Annotated in this window: 13 protein-coding genes and 1 tRNA gene; 12 read left to right on the forward strand and 2 right to left on the reverse strand. The window is 57.2% G+C overall.

Annotated elements, in window-relative coordinates:
- Window position 1: 1 nt before the first annotated feature.
- The 5 genes from AC2FJV_RS01970 to AC2FJV_RS01990 are packed head-to-tail and all read left to right on the forward strand — an operon-like array spanning window position 2 to window position 4370.
- Window positions 2-1258, forward strand: coding sequence for a nitrous oxide reductase family maturation protein NosD (locus tag AC2FJV_RS01970; protein ID WP_496712346.1), 1257 nt, complete (start codon window positions 2-4; stop codon window positions 1256-1258).
- Window positions 1248-2141 carry an ABC transporter ATP-binding protein gene (locus AC2FJV_RS01975; RefSeq protein ID WP_496712351.1) on the forward strand — a complete coding sequence of 298 codons (894 nt, stop codon included), beginning with the start codon at window positions 1248-1250 and terminating at the stop codon, window positions 2139-2141. Before AC2FJV_RS01970 ends, AC2FJV_RS01975 begins: the two co-directional genes overlap by 11 nt.
- Complete coding sequence (locus AC2FJV_RS01980) at window positions 2138-2959, forward strand: ABC transporter permease (protein WP_496712355.1); 822 nt, start codon at window positions 2138-2140, stop codon at window positions 2957-2959. The genes AC2FJV_RS01975 and AC2FJV_RS01980 overlap by 4 nt, the downstream gene beginning before the upstream one ends.
- Window positions 2956-3471, forward strand: a complete 516-nt coding sequence (locus tag AC2FJV_RS01985; RefSeq protein ID WP_496712360.1) for a nitrous oxide reductase accessory protein NosL — start codon at window positions 2956-2958, stop codon at window positions 3469-3471. The genes AC2FJV_RS01980 and AC2FJV_RS01985 overlap by 4 nt, the downstream gene beginning before the upstream one ends.
- Entirely contained in the window at window positions 3468-4370 is a 903-nt protein-coding gene (locus AC2FJV_RS01990) for an FAD:protein FMN transferase (protein ID WP_496712363.1), read from the forward strand. The genes AC2FJV_RS01985 and AC2FJV_RS01990 overlap by 4 nt, the downstream gene beginning before the upstream one ends.
- 387 nt (window positions 4371-4757) lie before the next feature.
- Here AC2FJV_RS01990 and AC2FJV_RS01995 read toward each other — a convergent pair.
- Window positions 4758-4847: transfer RNA gene (locus tag AC2FJV_RS01995), tRNA-Ser, on the reverse strand.
- Between the two features lie 495 nt (window positions 4848-5342).
- Between AC2FJV_RS01995 and AC2FJV_RS02000 the strand changes: the two genes are divergently transcribed.
- Window positions 5343-6134, forward strand: coding sequence for a FecR family protein (locus AC2FJV_RS02000; protein ID WP_246097172.1), 792 nt, complete (start codon window positions 5343-5345; stop codon window positions 6132-6134).
- Between the two features lie 181 nt (window positions 6135-6315).
- On the forward strand, window positions 6316-8436 hold the full coding sequence (locus AC2FJV_RS02005; RefSeq protein ID WP_496689139.1) for a CHASE2 domain-containing protein: 2121 nt from the start codon (window positions 6316-6318) through the stop codon (window positions 8434-8436).
- Between the two features lie 822 nt (window positions 8437-9258).
- On the opposite strand, the gene AC2FJV_RS02010 is transcribed toward AC2FJV_RS02005, so the two are convergent.
- Window positions 9259-9888, reverse strand: coding sequence for a response regulator transcription factor (locus AC2FJV_RS02010; protein WP_496689141.1), 630 nt, complete (start codon window positions 9886-9888; stop codon window positions 9259-9261).
- 219 nt (window positions 9889-10107) lie between these two features.
- Between AC2FJV_RS02010 and AC2FJV_RS02015 the strand changes: the two genes are divergently transcribed.
- The 5 genes from AC2FJV_RS02015 to AC2FJV_RS02035 are packed head-to-tail and all read left to right on the forward strand — an operon-like array spanning window position 10108 to window position 17053.
- Complete coding sequence (locus AC2FJV_RS02015; protein WP_281972632.1) at window positions 10108-11349, forward strand: pyridoxal-phosphate-dependent aminotransferase family protein; 1242 nt, start codon at window positions 10108-10110, stop codon at window positions 11347-11349.
- Window positions 11350-11365: 16 nt separating this feature from the next.
- Window positions 11366-12562 carry a malate--CoA ligase subunit beta gene (locus AC2FJV_RS02020; RefSeq protein ID WP_281972633.1) on the forward strand — a complete coding sequence of 399 codons (1197 nt, stop codon included), beginning with the start codon at window positions 11366-11368 and terminating at the stop codon, window positions 12560-12562.
- A complete protein-coding gene (gene sucD / locus AC2FJV_RS02025) occupies window positions 12562-13452 on the forward strand; it encodes a succinate--CoA ligase subunit alpha (RefSeq protein ID WP_496712367.1) in 891 nt (296 codons plus the stop codon). The genes AC2FJV_RS02020 and sucD overlap by 1 nt, the downstream gene beginning before the upstream one ends.
- On the forward strand, window positions 13452-14423 hold the full coding sequence (locus AC2FJV_RS02030) for a 2-hydroxyacid dehydrogenase (protein WP_281972635.1): 972 nt from the start codon (window positions 13452-13454) through the stop codon (window positions 14421-14423). The genes sucD and AC2FJV_RS02030 overlap by 1 nt, the downstream gene beginning before the upstream one ends.
- On the forward strand, window positions 14423-17053 hold the full coding sequence (locus tag AC2FJV_RS02035) for a phosphoenolpyruvate carboxylase (protein ID WP_496712371.1): 2631 nt from the start codon (window positions 14423-14425) through the stop codon (window positions 17051-17053). Before AC2FJV_RS02030 ends, AC2FJV_RS02035 begins: the two co-directional genes overlap by 1 nt.
- Window positions 17054-17175: the final 122 nt, after the last annotated feature.

Genomic DNA, 17175 nt, shown 5'->3' on the forward strand with positions numbered 1-17175 from the left:
CATGCGTTGGCCCCTGCTCATACCGCTCCTGCTCGGCTCGCCCCTTTGGGCGGCGGATTGGGATGTGCCCAACCGGGCGGGGGCCATCAATGAAACACTGGCGCAGGCGGCGGATGGAGACACCCTTCGCCTGAGCCCCGGTGTCTACTCTGAGACATTGGTTCTGGACCGGCCCGTCATTATTGACGGGCAGGGGCAGGCCGCCATTGACGGACAAGGCGTCGGCAGCGTCATCACCGTGACCGGACCGGGCGTGACCGTACGCGGTCTGACAGTGATTGGTTCGGGCTCGAGCCATGATGGGATCGACAGTGGCATTCAGCTGGTCAAAACGGCCCATGCGCCGGTGATCGAAGGCAATGTGTTGCTGGGCAATCTCTATGGCATCGACATCCACGGCGCCAAGGACAGCGTCGTGCGCGGCAACCGGATCGAAGGGCGTCAGGACAAGCGGATGAATGACCGCGGCAACGGCGTCTATGTCTGGAATGCACCGGGTGCGCGGGTCGAAGGCAATGATATCCGGTACGGGCGCGATGGGATCTTTGTGAACTCGTCCAAGAAGAACACCTTTACTGGAAACCTGTTCCGCGACCTGCGGTTCGCGGTGCACTACATGTATGCCGACGACTCGGTGGTCAGCGATAACGTCTCGATCGGCAATGATCTGGGCTATGCGGTGATGTTCACGACCAATGTCAAAGTCACCGGCAATGTGTCGATTGATGATCGCGAACATGGTGTGATGCTGAACTACGCCAACAAGAGCGTGATTTCCGGGAACGTCGTTAAGGGTGCAAAGGAGAAATGCACCTTCCTGTATAACTCGAACAAGAACGAATTCACCGACAACTGGTTCGAGGGTTGCGGCATCGGCATTCACTTCACTGCTGGGTCAGAACGTAACCGTATCGTCGGCAACGCCTTTGTCGGAAACCGGACTCAGGTGAAATACGTTTCGACCAAGTGGGTCGAGTGGTCTGAAGACGGGCGCGGCAATTACTGGTCCGATTTCGCCGCCTATGATGTGGATGGCAACGGCGTCGCTGATGCCCCTTATCGCCCCAATGACTCGATGGACCATGTGCTGTGGACCCAACCCGCAGCCAAGCTGCTGCTCGGCTCCCCTGCCGTGCAGCTGGTGCGCTGGTCGCAATCAGCCTTCCCGGCACTATTGCCGGGGGGTGTGATGGACAGCAATCCATTGATGCGAGCCCCTGAACCCTCAGCTATGAAAAAGGTGCCTCATGACGGATAAGGCCCTAACGATAAACAACGTCTGTAAGGACCGAGGCAAAACCCGCGTTCTTGACGACATCACCCTGTCTCTTGCCCCTGGTCAGCGCGTGGCGCTACTGGGCCATAACGGCGCCGGCAAATCGACCCTGATCAAATCCATCCTTGGCCTGATCTCGATTGAGGGCGGAGCCATTCGGATCGGAAACGCCACTCCTGGCAGTGCGCAGGCGCGACGGGATACGGCGTATTTGCCCGAAGCGGTGTCCTTCCACCCGGCGCTTACGGGCCGGGAACAGCTGACTCTGTTCGCGCAGCTCTCGGGATCCAAGGCCGATGTGCCCGGCCTGCTGGAACGTGTTGGCCTCAGCGACGCGCTGGACCGACGGATCGGGACCTACTCCAAGGGGATGCGGCAACGTCTGGGATTGGCGCAAGTGCTGCTGGGCCAGCCGAAAGTGGCATTGCTGGACGAGCCGACGAGCGGACTGGACCCGATTTCTCGGCAGGATCTGTACGCCATCATCGACGAACTGGCCGCAAAAGGCACCGCCGTCCTGATCGCATCGCATGCCCTGACTGAGGTCGAGGCCCGCACAGACCGGATCGCAATCATGCGCGGGGGCCGGATGGTGGCCGATGACACGTTAAACAACCTTTCGGCGCTGGCGGGTCTGCCAATCCGCCTGAAGGTGCGCGCCAGCTCTAACCCTGACGCCTTGGCCGCCAAACTGGGCGGCAGCCGGATCAATGGCGCGTCCGTTGAGTTGCTCTGCACCGTCGACGACAAGATGGAGGCCCTGCGCCGGATCGCCGGCTTGGGCGATGCGGTGGCAGATGTGGAAGTGACACCTCCCAAGCTGGAAGATCTCTATCGCTACTATGCACAGGAGAAGAGGCCATGACCCGCTGCCTCGCCATCACCCGCACTGAAATGTTGATCCTGCGCCGCAACCGCTGGCTGCTGATGGCAACACTGATCATGGTGTTATTCGCGCTGGCACTTACCTTTGCAGGCAGTGCACCCACAGGCACGCTTGGCGTTGATATGCTGACTGTCTCGGTTGCCTCGATGACGACGCTGTCGGTCTATCTTGCCCCCCTACTGGCATTGATGATTGCCTTTGACGCCATCGCAGGCGATGTGGATCGGGGCAGCTTATCGCTGCTCTTGTCCTATCCCGCCGGGCGCGGAGAAATCCTGTTGGGAAAATTCACCGCCCATTTGTCGGCGCTTGCCTTTGCGATGACCATCGGTTTTGGCACAGCTGGCGCGGTGGCAGCATGGTTCGGTGGCGCCGGTCCAGAAAGCCTGTTGGCTCTGGTCCGTCTTATCCTCACTTCGATCGTGCTGGGCGCCGTGTTTCTCGCACTGGGATACTTGCTGTCCGCCCTGGCAAAGGGGGCCACGGCGGCAGCAGGTCTGTCGGCCGGGCTCTGGCTGGTTTTTGTCGTCCTCTATGATCTGGGCCTGTTGGGGGCCGTCGTCATGGACAAGGGCGGCACCTTCACTCAATCCGTCTTTCCATGGGTGATGGTGGCCAACCCGGCCGACGCTTTCCGTCTGTGGAATATCGCCGCAACCGAGGGCGTCGCGATGGCATCCGGCATGACCGGCGCAGCGCAGGCTCTGCCCGTCTGGGCCGCCCCGTTGTCTTTGCTGATCTGGCCCCTGCTAGGCCTTGCACTTGCCCGGCTCGCGTTCCGAAGGGTCGAGCCATGAAGCGTCTTTTCCTGATTGCTCTACTCGCCCTGACTGCCTGTAAGGAAGAACAGATTGCCGCGCCTGACCCGGTCGATCTGACGCCAGACGCACTCAGCTTTTTTTGCCAGATGAATATTGCTGAACATGGTGGTCCCAAAGGACAGATTCACCTCGACGGCTATCCCACACCACTGTTTTTTGCGCAGGTTCGCGACATGGTTGCCTATCTCAAAAGCCCCGAACGCGAGGCAGCCATTGTTGCAATCTATGTCAGCGATATGGGAACCGCCCCAAGCTGGCATCAACTAGGTCAATCCAACTGGATCAATGCCGAAGGTGCGACTTTCGTCGTCGGGGCCAATGTCGCCGGCGGCATGGGCGCGCGCGAGGTCGTGCCCTTTGCAGACCCGACCGACGCGGACAGCTTCATCATCCTGTACGGAGGGTCCGCTTTGCCCCTGACTGACATACCCGACGCCGAAGTGCTTGGCCCCGTCGATCTGGACCTGAAACTGGAGACACCAGCATGAGCCGTTTGTCCCGACGTCGTTTTCTGATCATGTCTGCGGCATGCGCCGCGCTACCGGCGGTCGCATCTGGCGCACCAGTCGCGCATTGGCGTGGCATCGCGCTGGGGGCCAGGGCTAGCCTTGACCTTGTTGGCCTTTCTGAGGCAGAGGCGGCGCCCCTGCTGTCATCAATCGAGGCTGAACTGAACCGGCTGGAAGATATCTTTAGTCTGTACCGATCGCGATCACAGATTTCAGAGCTGAACCGAAGCGGATTGCTGCAGCAACCAGCCCCCGAACTGTTGAATGTACTGAGCCTGTGTTCGACCCTTCACAGTGCATCAGACGGGGCTTTTGACCCCACAATACAACCCGTCTGGAGGGCGCTGGCCGCGCGCGCCAGCGCATCTGAATTGACTGCCGCCCAAGAAACTGTCGGCTGGCACCGAGTCCGATATGACGCTGATGCGATCCAGCTGCCGGAGCCCGGTGTCTCAGCCTTGACATTGAACGGTATCGCACAAGGCGCAATCACCGATCGCATTGCGGCGCTGTTACGGTCCTTTGGCTTACGCGATGTTCTGGTTAACATGGGAGAAATCGCGGCAATGGGTCAGCGAGGTGACGGGCAAGACTGGCGGGTCGGCCTTGCTGGTCACAATAATCAAGTCCTCAAGAAGATCACTTTGCGAGAACGCTCAGTAGCCACATCATCGGTTGCAGGCACACTCTTGCCGGGCGACCACGGCCATATCCTGAACCCATTCGGCCCAAGCCCAAGCAACCACACTGTTTCCGTTTCCGCACCCAATGCAGCCTTAGCTGACGGTCTGTCCACAGCTCTTTGCGCCGTCCCAAAGGAATGGACCGGTAGAATTCTGCAGAGTTTTCCATTGGCCAGTTTGGAGTTGAGCGGATAATCCGCAGTCTGTTCCAAGGCAGTCAAATCGGCAAATTGGACCTGTCCGCTGAATCAACTTTACCGGTGGTCAACCTTTCGAGCGCCAGCAGCCTCATACCGAACAGTCATCCGAATTCAGAAACACCCCGGTAGTGCCGGCTCTTGCAACACCAACGGTACCGATTTCGGTGGTTTTAGCGGATTTGCCGACAATCCAGGCACCAATGGTCGATCACGAGAGCAAGCTTCGAACCTACCGCGTCCCGCGAGGATTTCGAAGGGCCGGGTCATTGAGTGCTGGAAACGGAACACCCGACCTTCCGATCACGTTATTTCTTGGCGGATGTGGCGGGTAAAGCCTTCAAAACGTGTAAGCCATCACAAAAAACATCATATGAAGATTTGGTGGCGGAGACGAAGGGATTCGAACCCTCGAGACCCTTCCGGGCCTACTCCCTTAGCAGGGGAGCGCCTTCGACCACTCGGCCACGTCTCCGCTGGCCGGTGTATTCGATAAGCGCCAAGAAATACAAGGGACCTCGTGAAAAAATCTTCAAAAAGTCAAATCCATGATGTCTATGGCTTTCGGGCTTGATCAAAGGCAGCCGCGAAACGTCACCCGCAATGCGTGTCTGCCGGGCCTTCCATAAGGCGATCAGACCCAAGAGACGTCGGCTGGGAAAGCGAGCGACGGCCCAACGAAACACTGATTTGAAAAGGGCCCTGTCCGAAACACCGGCAATGTACAAACAGAGAGTTTCCGAAGCTCCGGGTCAGCCCAATTAGGTGGGAATTTTCTCCAGCTTCATAGAAAACTTGCCAAACACATAGGCATTAAGGCATATTTGCTTAGATTTTTTACAAATAATACAAAGAAATAAATTCCACGAGGCACAGACCGGGCAGCGGGCGCATTGCGCTCTGGAATAACCTTGGGGAAGGGATAATTAGTTTGGTCTGGTTAAGAGTGTTGTGTGTTTCCTGTTGTGTTTTGATACTGCCGTCGCAGATCCTGGCCAACATTGGTACTGTCGTAAGCGTCAAACAAGGCGCAGAAATTACCCGAGCCGGGAATTCCCGGCCACTGCTTGAAGGCATGGAAGTTGCCTCGGGTGATTCCATATCCACAGACAGCAGAGGGGTAGTTCAGCTGATCTTTGTTGACGAAACGAAGATCGCGATAGGGCCTAATGCAAAGATGGCGCTGGATGTGACCATGTTGCGAAACAAGAAGAAGGCCAAGAATTTTGCCGTTCAGGCCTTGGGTGGAAGCTTTCGTTTCATCTCGGGCAACAGCAGAAAACGTGCCTATTCCATCCAGACCCCCACAGCGACAATGGCTGTGCGTGGGACCATATTCGACATGTGGGTTGTGCCTGGCACCCAAAGCTCGATGCTGGTGCTGGAAGGCACCGTGCAGATGTGCGGCCTGAAAGGCGGCTGCAGATCAACTGGACGTCAATGCAGCCTGTTTGCCACCAGTCAAAAAGGCAAGGTGGGCCGCCCGGCCGATCAGGCACAGTACGACGAAGCAGTGAAAAATGGATTTCCGTTCATTCAGTCACAGGAACGGCTTTTGAGTCCGCTGCGCGTGAATATCGAAGGCTGCGCCGGAGAATCAGCACCAGTGCAGCCCATCGAAAAATCCGACGCTCCCGAGCCCCGCCCAGCGCCCCCGCAGCGGCAAGCGGTGAAGGCTTCGGTAGCATCTGCACCCGTTGAGGCGCCCAGTATAGAAGGCGGTGCAGCGCCGGATACGAAACCGAATAGACCTGTTAACTGAGCATCGGCTGATATGGGTAATCGGTAATGTCGGGCAGTGAAAGCGACCACTGTCTTCGGAGGCAACCGTGACGGTTAAGTCGAAAGAACGGAGCACTCGCCGCAGGGGTTTTCGCCTTGTGGGTTTGTGCCTGATCCTGTTTGGATGCTTTGTCAGGGTCATAGATCCGTTTCCCGTGCGCATGACTCGGCTAATATATTTCGACATCCTTCAGCGGATGGCCCCACGCGATTACACCCCCGACCTGCCTATCCGTGTTGTCGACATAGACGAACAGTCACTAGCCAACTGGGGGCAATGGCCGTGGCCGCGCAATCTCATGGCTCAGATGGTTGAAAACCTCGGCCAAAATGGCGCTGCGGTCATCGCTTTTGACATGCTGTTTGTCGAACCCGACCGCTATTCGCCTGCTCGATTATTGGAAGACCCTGCGTTGGCCGAGGTGCTCTCGGTCGATGAAGACGCCCAAAACCTGGACAACGATGTTTTTTTCGGAGCCGAAATCGCCAAATGGCCGGTTGTTCTGGGTGTAGCGGCCCGTGTGGCCGATGATGGTCAGCCCGTCATATCCAAGGCGGGGATCATCGAGATCGGTGAGTCTCCGACCTCAGGACTCGTCCAGGTTCCGCATTGGACTCCTCCTGCTCCGCCACTTTATTCAGATGCAACAGGCATTGGGGGCGTGAATGTCTCACCACTTGGTGGGACCGGTGTGGTCCGCCGGGTCCCGGTACTTTGGGGGGGACCGGATGGCGCCCTGCCAAGCCTGGGAATTGAGGCCCTTCGGGTGGCCTTGGGGGAAACAGTCCTTTTCGCCGAGGGCGCGTCCGATGAATCCGGTGTCATGCTGGCGCTTGAACTGGGCGATTTTCGATTGCCAACAACTCAGAACGGCGAAGTCTGGATCCGGTACAGGCGAGACCGGCCTGAACTGTATGTTTCTGCCAATGACGTTATGACGAATCCGGATGATCCTGCGCTGCGGTCCCGGATCGAAAACCAGATTATTCTTGTTGGCACCTCTGCGGCGGGTCTGTTTGATATGCACCAGACCTCGCTCGGAGAATCCGTGCCCGGCGTCTCGATCCACGCGCAGTTACTTGAACAGGTCCTAACGGGCGAAATGCTCAGCCGATCCGATGTGACCGCTGCGCTTGAGTTGGTCTCATTCGTCTTACTGGGGTTAGTGGTCGTCGCCGTCATGTCCAGCTTTGGTGCGGTCGCATCCTTCATTGCGGGTGGCGTATCTGCAGCCGTAGTTGTGCTGATCAGCTGGATGGCCTTTCAAAATCAACTCGTATTATTTGATGCAACCTTCCCACTTGCTGGTGGGATGGCGAATTTCGGGCTGTTGGCCGGATATCTATTCATTTCGACCGAGCGCGAGAAAAGAGCGATCCGAAAGATTTTTTCTCACTATGTCGCTCCTGAAATTTTGGATGAAATGGAAGGCTCGGACCATCAGTTGGTCCTTGGTGGAGAAACACAAGAGATCACCGTCATGTTCGCCGACATCCGTGGATTTACCCCGTTATCCGAGTCGGTTTCGGCCACGGAGCTCGTCGCCATTCTGAATGAGCTGTTTTCACAGGTCGGAGATCAGATTTTGCACGAGCGAGGCACAATCGACAAATTCATCGGCGACGCAGTCATGGCGTTCTGGAACGCTCCGCTTCCGGTCGAAAATCATCCCTGTCGCGCTGCACGGGCAGCCTTGATGATGCGCGGTGCATTGGCACAGTTCAATAGGTCCGAAATCATGCGCGAACGGCCACCCATTGCGCTGGCCACTGGCTGCGCGACAGGACAGGCCTGTGTGGGCAATATCGGGTCGCGGCGGCGGTTCAATTATACTGTGATCGGAGATGTGGTGAACGTCGCCGCCAGGATCGAACAAAGCTGCCGACATGTCGACTATGACATCCTGGTTTCGAATTCAGTTTACATTCTAGGCAAACAAGAGTTGGCGATGTTGGAAGCTGGGTTTGTGGACCTGAAAGGAAAAAAGAACCTGGAGCCCGTTTACATATTGATTGGCGATCAGGACATGCTCGACAGCGAGGCATTCCAGAACTTACGCGATGCGCATGCTCAACTTTTGTCGGCCATACGTGCGCGTGAACCGCTGGAGCGCACCGATGAGCTGCGCCAAAACTGCATCGACATTGCCAAAGAAATCGAACCCGGTCTTCTGTCCTTTTATCGCGCGCTGTCTGGGCGCACTGCGGATTTTCTGTCCGATGTCCAATCAAACAAGCTGTTGTTCAGTCATCACGCCCGTGAAGGACAAAATCTGGCCTAGCGGACCCAGAGCCATTGCAACTTTCAAGCGAGCATGTGAACCCCATAGAACCGCCCTGAAGCAGGCGCGGAAGTTGGGGAACCATATTGCTAAAGCCAAATCATCCATCCTGAACTTGGCTCCTTACTTCTGGCCTGAAGAAACTGGATCAGCACCTTACTGCACCGAGCTGACCATGTTGGGTGCTCATCGTGAAACAGACGCCATTATGGCCTATGTTCCGACTATTCTGACCTTGTTTGGCGCCCACACGCTTACCGAAGCAATCAAAAATGGCACGTCACCGAAAACGCGTTTTTCGCCCCCAAACACAGACCAGCCTGCGGTCTCCTGGGCATTTGCGGGGTCGGGCTTCTAAGCAACCTGTCCCGCGAGAAAGGGCTGTACGATTTTCTTGAAACAGCCGGATCTCTGCACTCTCTCGGGGTTGAAGTCGAAATGATCCTGGCCGGACCGGCCCACTGGAGCAAGACCTGACCTCGATCAAAGCCGCCGTCGCCAAAGACGAGATCAGATGGGACAGCCCGCTATATGGCGAAAAAAAGCAGCAATTATATGATGAGATTGACGTGTTTCTGTTTCCAACTCGATATAGTTTCGAAGCTCAACCAACTGTAATCTACGATGCCTTCGCGTCGGACACAGCCGTGACCTCTTTCGCGCGCAGAGCTATCGAAGAACAGGTTCAGGTTTGCATTGCGACCGTCGCCGTCGATCAGAGCTTTCACGAAACCGCCACCCAATTCCCCACGGGTTCCTAAGAAAGGCCGATCACGCGACCAACAGAATGACCACACCATTGGAGCATTTGGGCAAATCTATCTAATGTGAGGCCGCATTAGACGAATAGTAATACGCGATGGCCTGCGTCCTATTCTTAACCGATAGTTTTTCGTAAATGTTTGACAGGTGAAATTTCACGGTATTGGTCGATATCTGAAGCTCTTTGGACAACTCGCGGTTGGACATGCCCTTGGCTAGAGCTTCCAGAATCGCGCGCTCTTTCCGCGACAGGCTGTGGATCGGATTCTGTTGCATCTGGCGGACATCGATGAACGGAAACACCATCTTGCCAGCAGCCACGTCCGCGCAGGTTTCCAGCAACGCTTCAACTTCACCAGACCGGGATGAGAACCCCGCAGCTCCTGCCTGCATTGCAAGGCGCGGAACATCTCCGACATCATCGCCGTAAATGACAAAACGGGGCGCGCCTTCCTGTTCTCGCAAAACCTCGATCAATTTGGCCGCGCCAAGAACAGGCAAGCTCCAGGAAATCACACACACCTGGACCGGAACTCTCATGACCGCGCCCAGGAACCCTTCAGCTGTCGCCGATGTGGCAACCAAAGAGAATCGCGGATCACGTTCAAAAATCTCCGACATGGCCGATAAGACCAGCGGATTGTTGTCGGCAAGCATGACGTCAATCGGTAGTTGTGAAGGCTCTGTCATTGATTTTACATCCAAATCCTCAAGAAACTACCCATTCGTATAGGTCAAAACTTGGTATACTTCGGTATTCTTGCCAATACGGATAGGTTTTTCCCCATCCCATTAGAAGTCCTAAAGCAGTAGTAAGTTACGTTGCGCGATGACGCAAGCAAGGCTTTCCTGATCCACAACGAGATGTCTGGGCGTGGTTGACCACCCCAACGATCAAGGAGGATCGCAATGACTTTCCAGATTTATCCAACGCTCGAAATCCCCGAGACGCTGGCCGCAGGCCCCGGGCCGGGCAATACAGACGCGCGCGTTCTACAAGCCTTTTCCAGCGCCGGAGTTGCGGATCACATGCAGGGCGACGTTTTGCGCGGCATGATCGAATGCAAGCACATGCTGCGCGAAATCTGGGGCACCACGAACATATACACCTTTGCGGTCGCAGGCACTGGTTGGAGCGCTTTGGACACCATGTTCTCGGCTGTCATGCCCGGTGACAAGGTTGTTGCGTTCAACAACGGGACCTTTTCGGGCATCGATACACTGACCCTTCGGATCAAGGCAGCGACACCGGACGAACATGCTGCCAACCCCTTGGATCCGCAGGCCGCCAGTGTCACGATCATCGACGTGCCGCATGGTCAGTCGGTGACCGGTGACATGGTCGAAGCCGCACTGGCTGAACACAAGCCCAAATGGGCGTTTATGGCACATTGGGAAACGGGATCAGGACGCATCAATGATTTGCGCGGTTTCTCGGATGCCTGCGAGCACCATGGTGCAATGGGTCTGATCGACGCCGTTTCGTCTTTGGGTGTCGAAGATTTCCGGGTTGATGATTATCCGGGCATCGCGGGCTGGGCCTCTTGTCCGCAAAAGGGCCTGTGCTGCTTGCCGCTTACCTATGCTCCCGTCAGTTTTACCGACGCATATATCGACAGCCTGAAAGCAACGGGTGCCTACAGCTATGTTCACAATCCCATTTTCGAGGCCCGCCACTGGGGCATCGTCGATGGCCAGGATGTTGAAAAAGGCACATATCACCGAACACATTCGGGCTATGCCGTCGCGGCCTTTCATGAATCGTTACGCCTGACCCTGCAGGAGGGGCTAGCGAAGCGCGCGCATGCCTACAAAACGCACGAGGCCGTGCTGCGCGATGCCGTCATTGCGATGGGCTGCGAGGTCACCTCGGACATGTCCAGCCTTGTGGTGCTGAACCTGCCCGCTGAACTTGCAGGCCGCGAAATGGAGCTGGTGCAGAATTGCCGGGCCCGGGGCTTTGGCATCTGGCCAACCCTCAGCGCACCTGTTCAGGTCCGCATCGGCATCCTGAACCAACTGAATCATCAGTCGATCGGCCGCATCGTGCATTTGTTTGCCGAAGCAATCCGCGAGATGGGTGGTTCGGTGAATCTCGAAGCGATCGAAGCGCTTCTGGAAAGCCGCTACGGCACATCTATCGCTGCATAAACGGGAGGAAATGCAGATGGATATCCACGAATATCAGGCGAAAGAACTTCTTTCGAATTTCGGCGTCGAAGTCCCTTCGGGGGCCTTGGCCTACAGCCCCGAGCAAGCTGCCTATCGTGCACGTGAGCTGGGCGGCGACAAGTGGATTGTAAAGGCTCAGGTTCACGCAGGTGGCCGCGGCAAAGCTGGGGGCGTAAAGCTGTGCAATTCGGAAAGCGAAATATACGCAGCCTGTGAGGAGATGTTTGGCCGCAAGCTGGTGACGCATCAGACCGGACCCGATGGCAAAGGCATCTATCGCGTCTACGTCGAATCTGCCGTTCCGATCGATCGGGAAATCTATCTGGGTTTTGTGCTCGACCGCTCAAGCCAACGCGTGATGATCGTCGCCTCGTCCGAGGGCGGAATGGAGATCGAGGATATTTCCGCAGAACGCCCTGAAAGCATTGTCCGCTCCATCGTCGAACCTGCGGTAGGTCTGCAGGAGTTTCAGGCGCGCGAGATTGCCTTCAATCTGGGACTGGAGCCCCGTCTGATCCAAAACATGGTCCGCACCCTCCAAGGGTGTTACGCCGCTTTCAACAAGCTGGACGCGACTATGGTTGAAATCAATCCGCTCGTCATCACCGGCGACGATCGAGTGTTGGCGCTGGACGCCAAGATGAGCTTTGACGACAACGCCTTGTTCCGCCACCCGCAGGTAGCCGAGCTTCGCGACAAAAGCCAGGAAGACCCCCGTGAAAGCCGCGCGGCGGATCGTGGCCTGTCTTATGTCGGGCTGGACGGCAATATCGGCTGCATCGTGAATGGTGCCGGTCTGGCCATGGCGACGATGGACACGATCAAGCTGGCCGGGGGAGAGCCTGCAAACTTCCTCGATATCGGAGGCGGCGCGTCACCAGAACGTGTTGCCAAAGCTTTCCGATTGGTACTGTCCGACAAGAACGTCCAAGCGGTTCTGGTCAACATATTCGCCGGCATCAACCGCTGCGACTGGGTTGCCGAAGGCGTCGTGCAGGCTCTGAAGGAACTGGATATCGACATCCCAGTCATCGTGCGCCTTGCCGGGACGAATGTTGAAGAAGGTCAGAAAATACTCGCCAAGTCCGGCCTGCCGATTATTCGTGCAACAACATTGATGGAAGCTGCCGAACGCGCCGTTGGTGCATGGCAAAACGATTTGACCCAAAACACCAAGATGAGGGCTGTGTAATGAGCATTCTTCTGGACCGCGACACCCGCGTTATTGTTCAGGGCATCACTGGACGTATGGCACGCTTTCACACCAAGGATATGTTGGAATACGGCACCAATGTTGTTGGCGGTGTCGTCCCTGGCAAGGGCGGCGAAATCGTAGAAGGCGTGCCTGTCTTCGACACTGTCAAACAAGCGGTCACGGCCACCGGCGCAGAGGCCAGCCTTGTCTTCGTGCCGCCCCCGTTTGCGGCGGATTCGATCATGGAGGCCGCAGATGCCGGTATCCGTTATTGCGTTTGCATAACCGACGGCATCCCGGCGCAGGACATGATCCGCGTCAAACGCTATATGTATCGCTATCCCAAGGACAATCGCATGGTGCTGACCGGCCCGAACTGTGCTGGAACTATCAGCCCTGGCAAGGCGCTGCTGGGGATTATGCCGGGCCATATCTACCTGCCGGGCAATGTCGGCATCATCGGTCGTTCGGGCACGCTGGGCTATGAAGCCGCGGCGCAGCTGAAGGAGCGTGGCATTGGCGTCTCAACCAGCGTCGGTATCGGTGGCGACCCGATCAACGGCTCGTCCTTCCGCGATATCCTTGAGCGGTTCGAACAGGATGAGGACACCGAGGTCATCGCCATGATCGGCGAAATCGGCGGCCCTCAGGAAGCCGAGGCGGCCGAGTATATCCGAGACCACGTCACCAAACCCGTCGTGGCCTATGTCGCCGGTCTGACCGCACCTAAAGGCAGGACCATGGGTCATGCCGGGGCGATCATCTCGGCATTTGGCGAAAGCGCCTCGGAAAAGGTCGAAATCCTATCGGCGGCGGGTGTGACTGTTGCTGAAAACCCTGCGGTAATTGGCGAGACCATCGCCCGCGTCATGGGAGTGGCTGCGTGATGGTCAAACCTTCGGTCCTTGTCACCCGTCGCTGGCCCGCCGCCGTCGAGGCGCAACTGGCCGAAAACTATAACACCGTACTCAACATCGGGGACAAACCATTGTCCCCGGCCGAGATCCGCGACGCGTTGAAACGCTATGACGCGGTTCTGCCCACGGTCACCGACACGCTCAGCGCCGAGGCACTGGACGTATCTGCGGCGCAAACCAAAATCCTCGCCAATTATGGAGTTGGTTACAGCCATATCTGTGAACCCGCTGCGCGCAGCCTTGGTATGACTGTAACCAATACGCCGGATGTCTTATCCGAATGCACGGCTGATCTGGCCATGACATTGCTGCTGATGGTAGCCCGCCGCGCCGGCCAAGGCGAACGTGAGCTGCGCGCGGGCGGCTGGACCGGCTGGCGTCCGACCCATCTGGTCGGCACCAAGGTCAGCGGCAAGACTCTGGGCATCATCGGTTTTGGCCGCATCGGTCAGGAAATGGCCCGTCGCGCGCACCATGGGTTCGGCATGAATATTCTTGTCCAGAACCGCAGCACTGTCTCGTCCGAGGTATTGAAACAGTTCAACGCAACTCAGGTCGATACCGTGGACGATCTGCTGCCGCACTGCGATTTCGTCTCACTGCACTGCCCGGGTGGGGCCGCAAACCGGCACCTGATCAACGGGCGCAGAATGGATCTGATGAAGCCCAACGCCTTCCTCATCAACACTGCGCGCGGTGAGGTCGTGGATGAGCACGCGCTTGTGCAGTCGCTGATGTTCGACACGATCGGTGGGGCTGCTTTGGACGTGTTCGATGGCGAACCTCGCATTAGCCCGGATCTGTTGCAATGCGACAACCTGGTGATGCTACCCCATCTGGGTAGCGCCACAAAAGAATCGCGCGAGGCCATGGGCTTTCGCGTACTCGACAATCTGGCCGACTTCTTCGCAGGTCGCACCCCGCGGGACCAGGTGATCTGATGCAATCGCTGGCCCGCAATATTCCGTCCATCCCGGACCCTTCGGGCTATGCCGAGGAATTGCGCTCGGAACTGCGGGCGTTGTGGCGGAATATTCTGTCGAAGCGGGCGCCGCATGTGGCGACATGGGCCGAGGCCATGCCGTTGCAACCCATCCCTACAGGGCTCGAGGCAACGCCGTATCTGCAAGCCCTATCGATCTGGTTCCAACTGTTACGCATCATTGATGAAAACGCCCATGTCCGGGACCGGCGCCTTACCGAGACCCTAAGCGGCGCGGAAGCGGTCGAAGGCGGGTTTGCCGAGGTATTGTCTGAACTGAAATTAACGGACAGCCAGACAAAAAAACTGACGGCTGACCTATGCGCCGGTCCCACCCTGACCGCGCACCCGACCGAGGCCAAACGGGTCACCGTTTTGGAAATTCACCGGCGGATCTACCGCAATCTTGTCAGTCTTGAAGTGCAACGATGGACCCCGACCGAACGCACCGAATTGCTGAATGGTCTGGAAGGCGAGATTGATCTTTTGTGGCTGACAGGCGAACTTCGCCTGTCGCGCCCAAGCCTGCGCGACGAGATCGAGTGGGGGTTGCAATTCTTCCGGGATGCAATCTTTGACGCCGTCCCGCAGGTCATGGATCGGTTCGATCAGGCCTGCATGCATGTGTTGGGTCAGACTCTAGGCAAAACACCCAACATTCGCTTTCACAGCTGGATTGGCGGCGACCGGGATGGCAATCCGAATGTCACAACCGAGATGACCGCACTGGCCCTGCAACGCGGCCGTGAAACGGTTCAGGATCTTTATCGTCAGGCCATCGATCAAGCTGCAAGCCGGTTGAGCATCAGCGCGCTCATATTGCCGCTTCCTGAGTCAAACCGTGCACGTGTACAAGAAATTATCGACCGGACTCCGGACGACGATCGCAATCGAAACGAACCGTTCCGGCAGGCTCTCAATGCCATTCGCTATCGGCTGACCGATGGCGGCTATGATCACATCTCACAATTCGTAAGCGATCTTGGGGCACTTGATACGGCTTTATGCGCGGTCAACGCCGACGTCCTGGCACAGAGGCATATCCGTCCGCTGTGCCGTGCCGCTATGGTTTTCGGGTTCCGAACCACAACCCTGGATATTCGTCAGAATTCAACCGTCACGAATGACGTTCTGACGGAACTTTGGTCACAATCCGGACATGCACCGGAATATGGCACGCCCGACTGGTCTACCCGTCTGCGATCAGAGCTGGCAGATCAAAACCTGCCCTATCAAAACCGCGAGGCGCTGAGCGATCAGGCGCAGGAAATGCTGGCGCTTTTAGCGCTTGTTCATAGTGTTCGCTCGGGGCCGGACCCCAAGGCAATTGGGCCATTTATCCTGTCCATGACCCGGTCTGCCGATGATATTCTCGGTGTGTACCTGCTGGCCCGCTATTCCGGTTTCGGGTCCGAGACACTGGATATCTCGGTGGTGCCATTATTCGAAACGATTGCAGATCTTCGCAATGCCCCTGCGATCCTGCTGGACGTTTTGGCAGTACCGCTTGCCCGCCGCAGCCTCAAAACCGATGGAAATGAAATCGAAGTGATGCTGGGGTATTCGGACAGCGGCAAGGATGGCGGGTATTTCTGCTCAACATGGGAGCTGGAGCGCGCCCAACGTCGCATCGTGACGGCACTGGCTTCGCAAGGTTTCAAGGTCACGTTTTTCCATGGACGCGGAGGCTCAGTCAGTCGGGGCGGCGCTCCCACTGGGCGGGCGATTGCTGCGCAACCCAGCGGAACAATTGCCGGGCGCTTGCGCGTAACTGAACAGGGCGAAGTTGTTTCGACCAGATACGCCAACCGCGGAACAGCCGCGGCCCATCTGGAACTGCTCCTCTCAAGCACGTTGCGTCATACCGCCAATCCCGGCGAAACCCTGGCCCGGCCCGAGTTCGACGACGCGTTGGATGCTCTGTCGGAACTGTCACAGACAGCCTATGTCTCGCTTTTGAAGATGCCAGGCTTTCTGGACTATTTCCAGCAGGCCAGCCCGGTCGAGGAATTAGCCCGCCTGAAAATAGGATCTCGTCCGGCACGTCGCTTTGGCGCGGCCAGTCTGGATGATCTGCGCGCCATTCCATGGGTCTTTGCCTGGTCGCAGAACCGCCACCTGATCACGGGCTGGTATGGTTTCGGGGCCGCAATGGCCAGCTTCCGCAAATTTCGTGGCGCGCGCGGTGATGAAGTGCTGCAGGATATGTTTCAGCACTCCCGGCTGTTCCGCCTTGCCGTCGATGAAATTGAGAAATCGCTCTATCAGGCGGATATGGCCATCGCCGCACAATACGGCGAACTAGTGCACGATGAGAACACCCGACAAATCGTCTTTCAGTCAATCAAAGCGGAATACGATAGCGCCTGCAGTGCAGTGCAATTTCTGACGGGAGGACAAACTATCGGACACCGTTTCCCTCGCCTGTGCGAGCGGTTTGATCGCAAACGGGCTGAACTGGCCCGCATTCACGCGCTGCAGGTCGAATTGCTGCGACAAGCTCGATCCGAACCTCAGGCAGGATCGGTTCCTGTTCCCCTGCTGCAATCCATGAACGCTATTTCCGCTGGCCTTGGCTGGACCGGCTAACCCTTTTTTGGAGGTTTCAAAGTGAACGCCCCGCAACGCACACAAGGTTTTTTCACCCAGTCTCTCTCAGCGCGCGACCCAGAGCTGTTCGGCTCGATCACGTCCGAGCTGGGCCGTCAGCG

The organism is Ruegeria sp. CDSA241, from assembly GCF_059611265.1.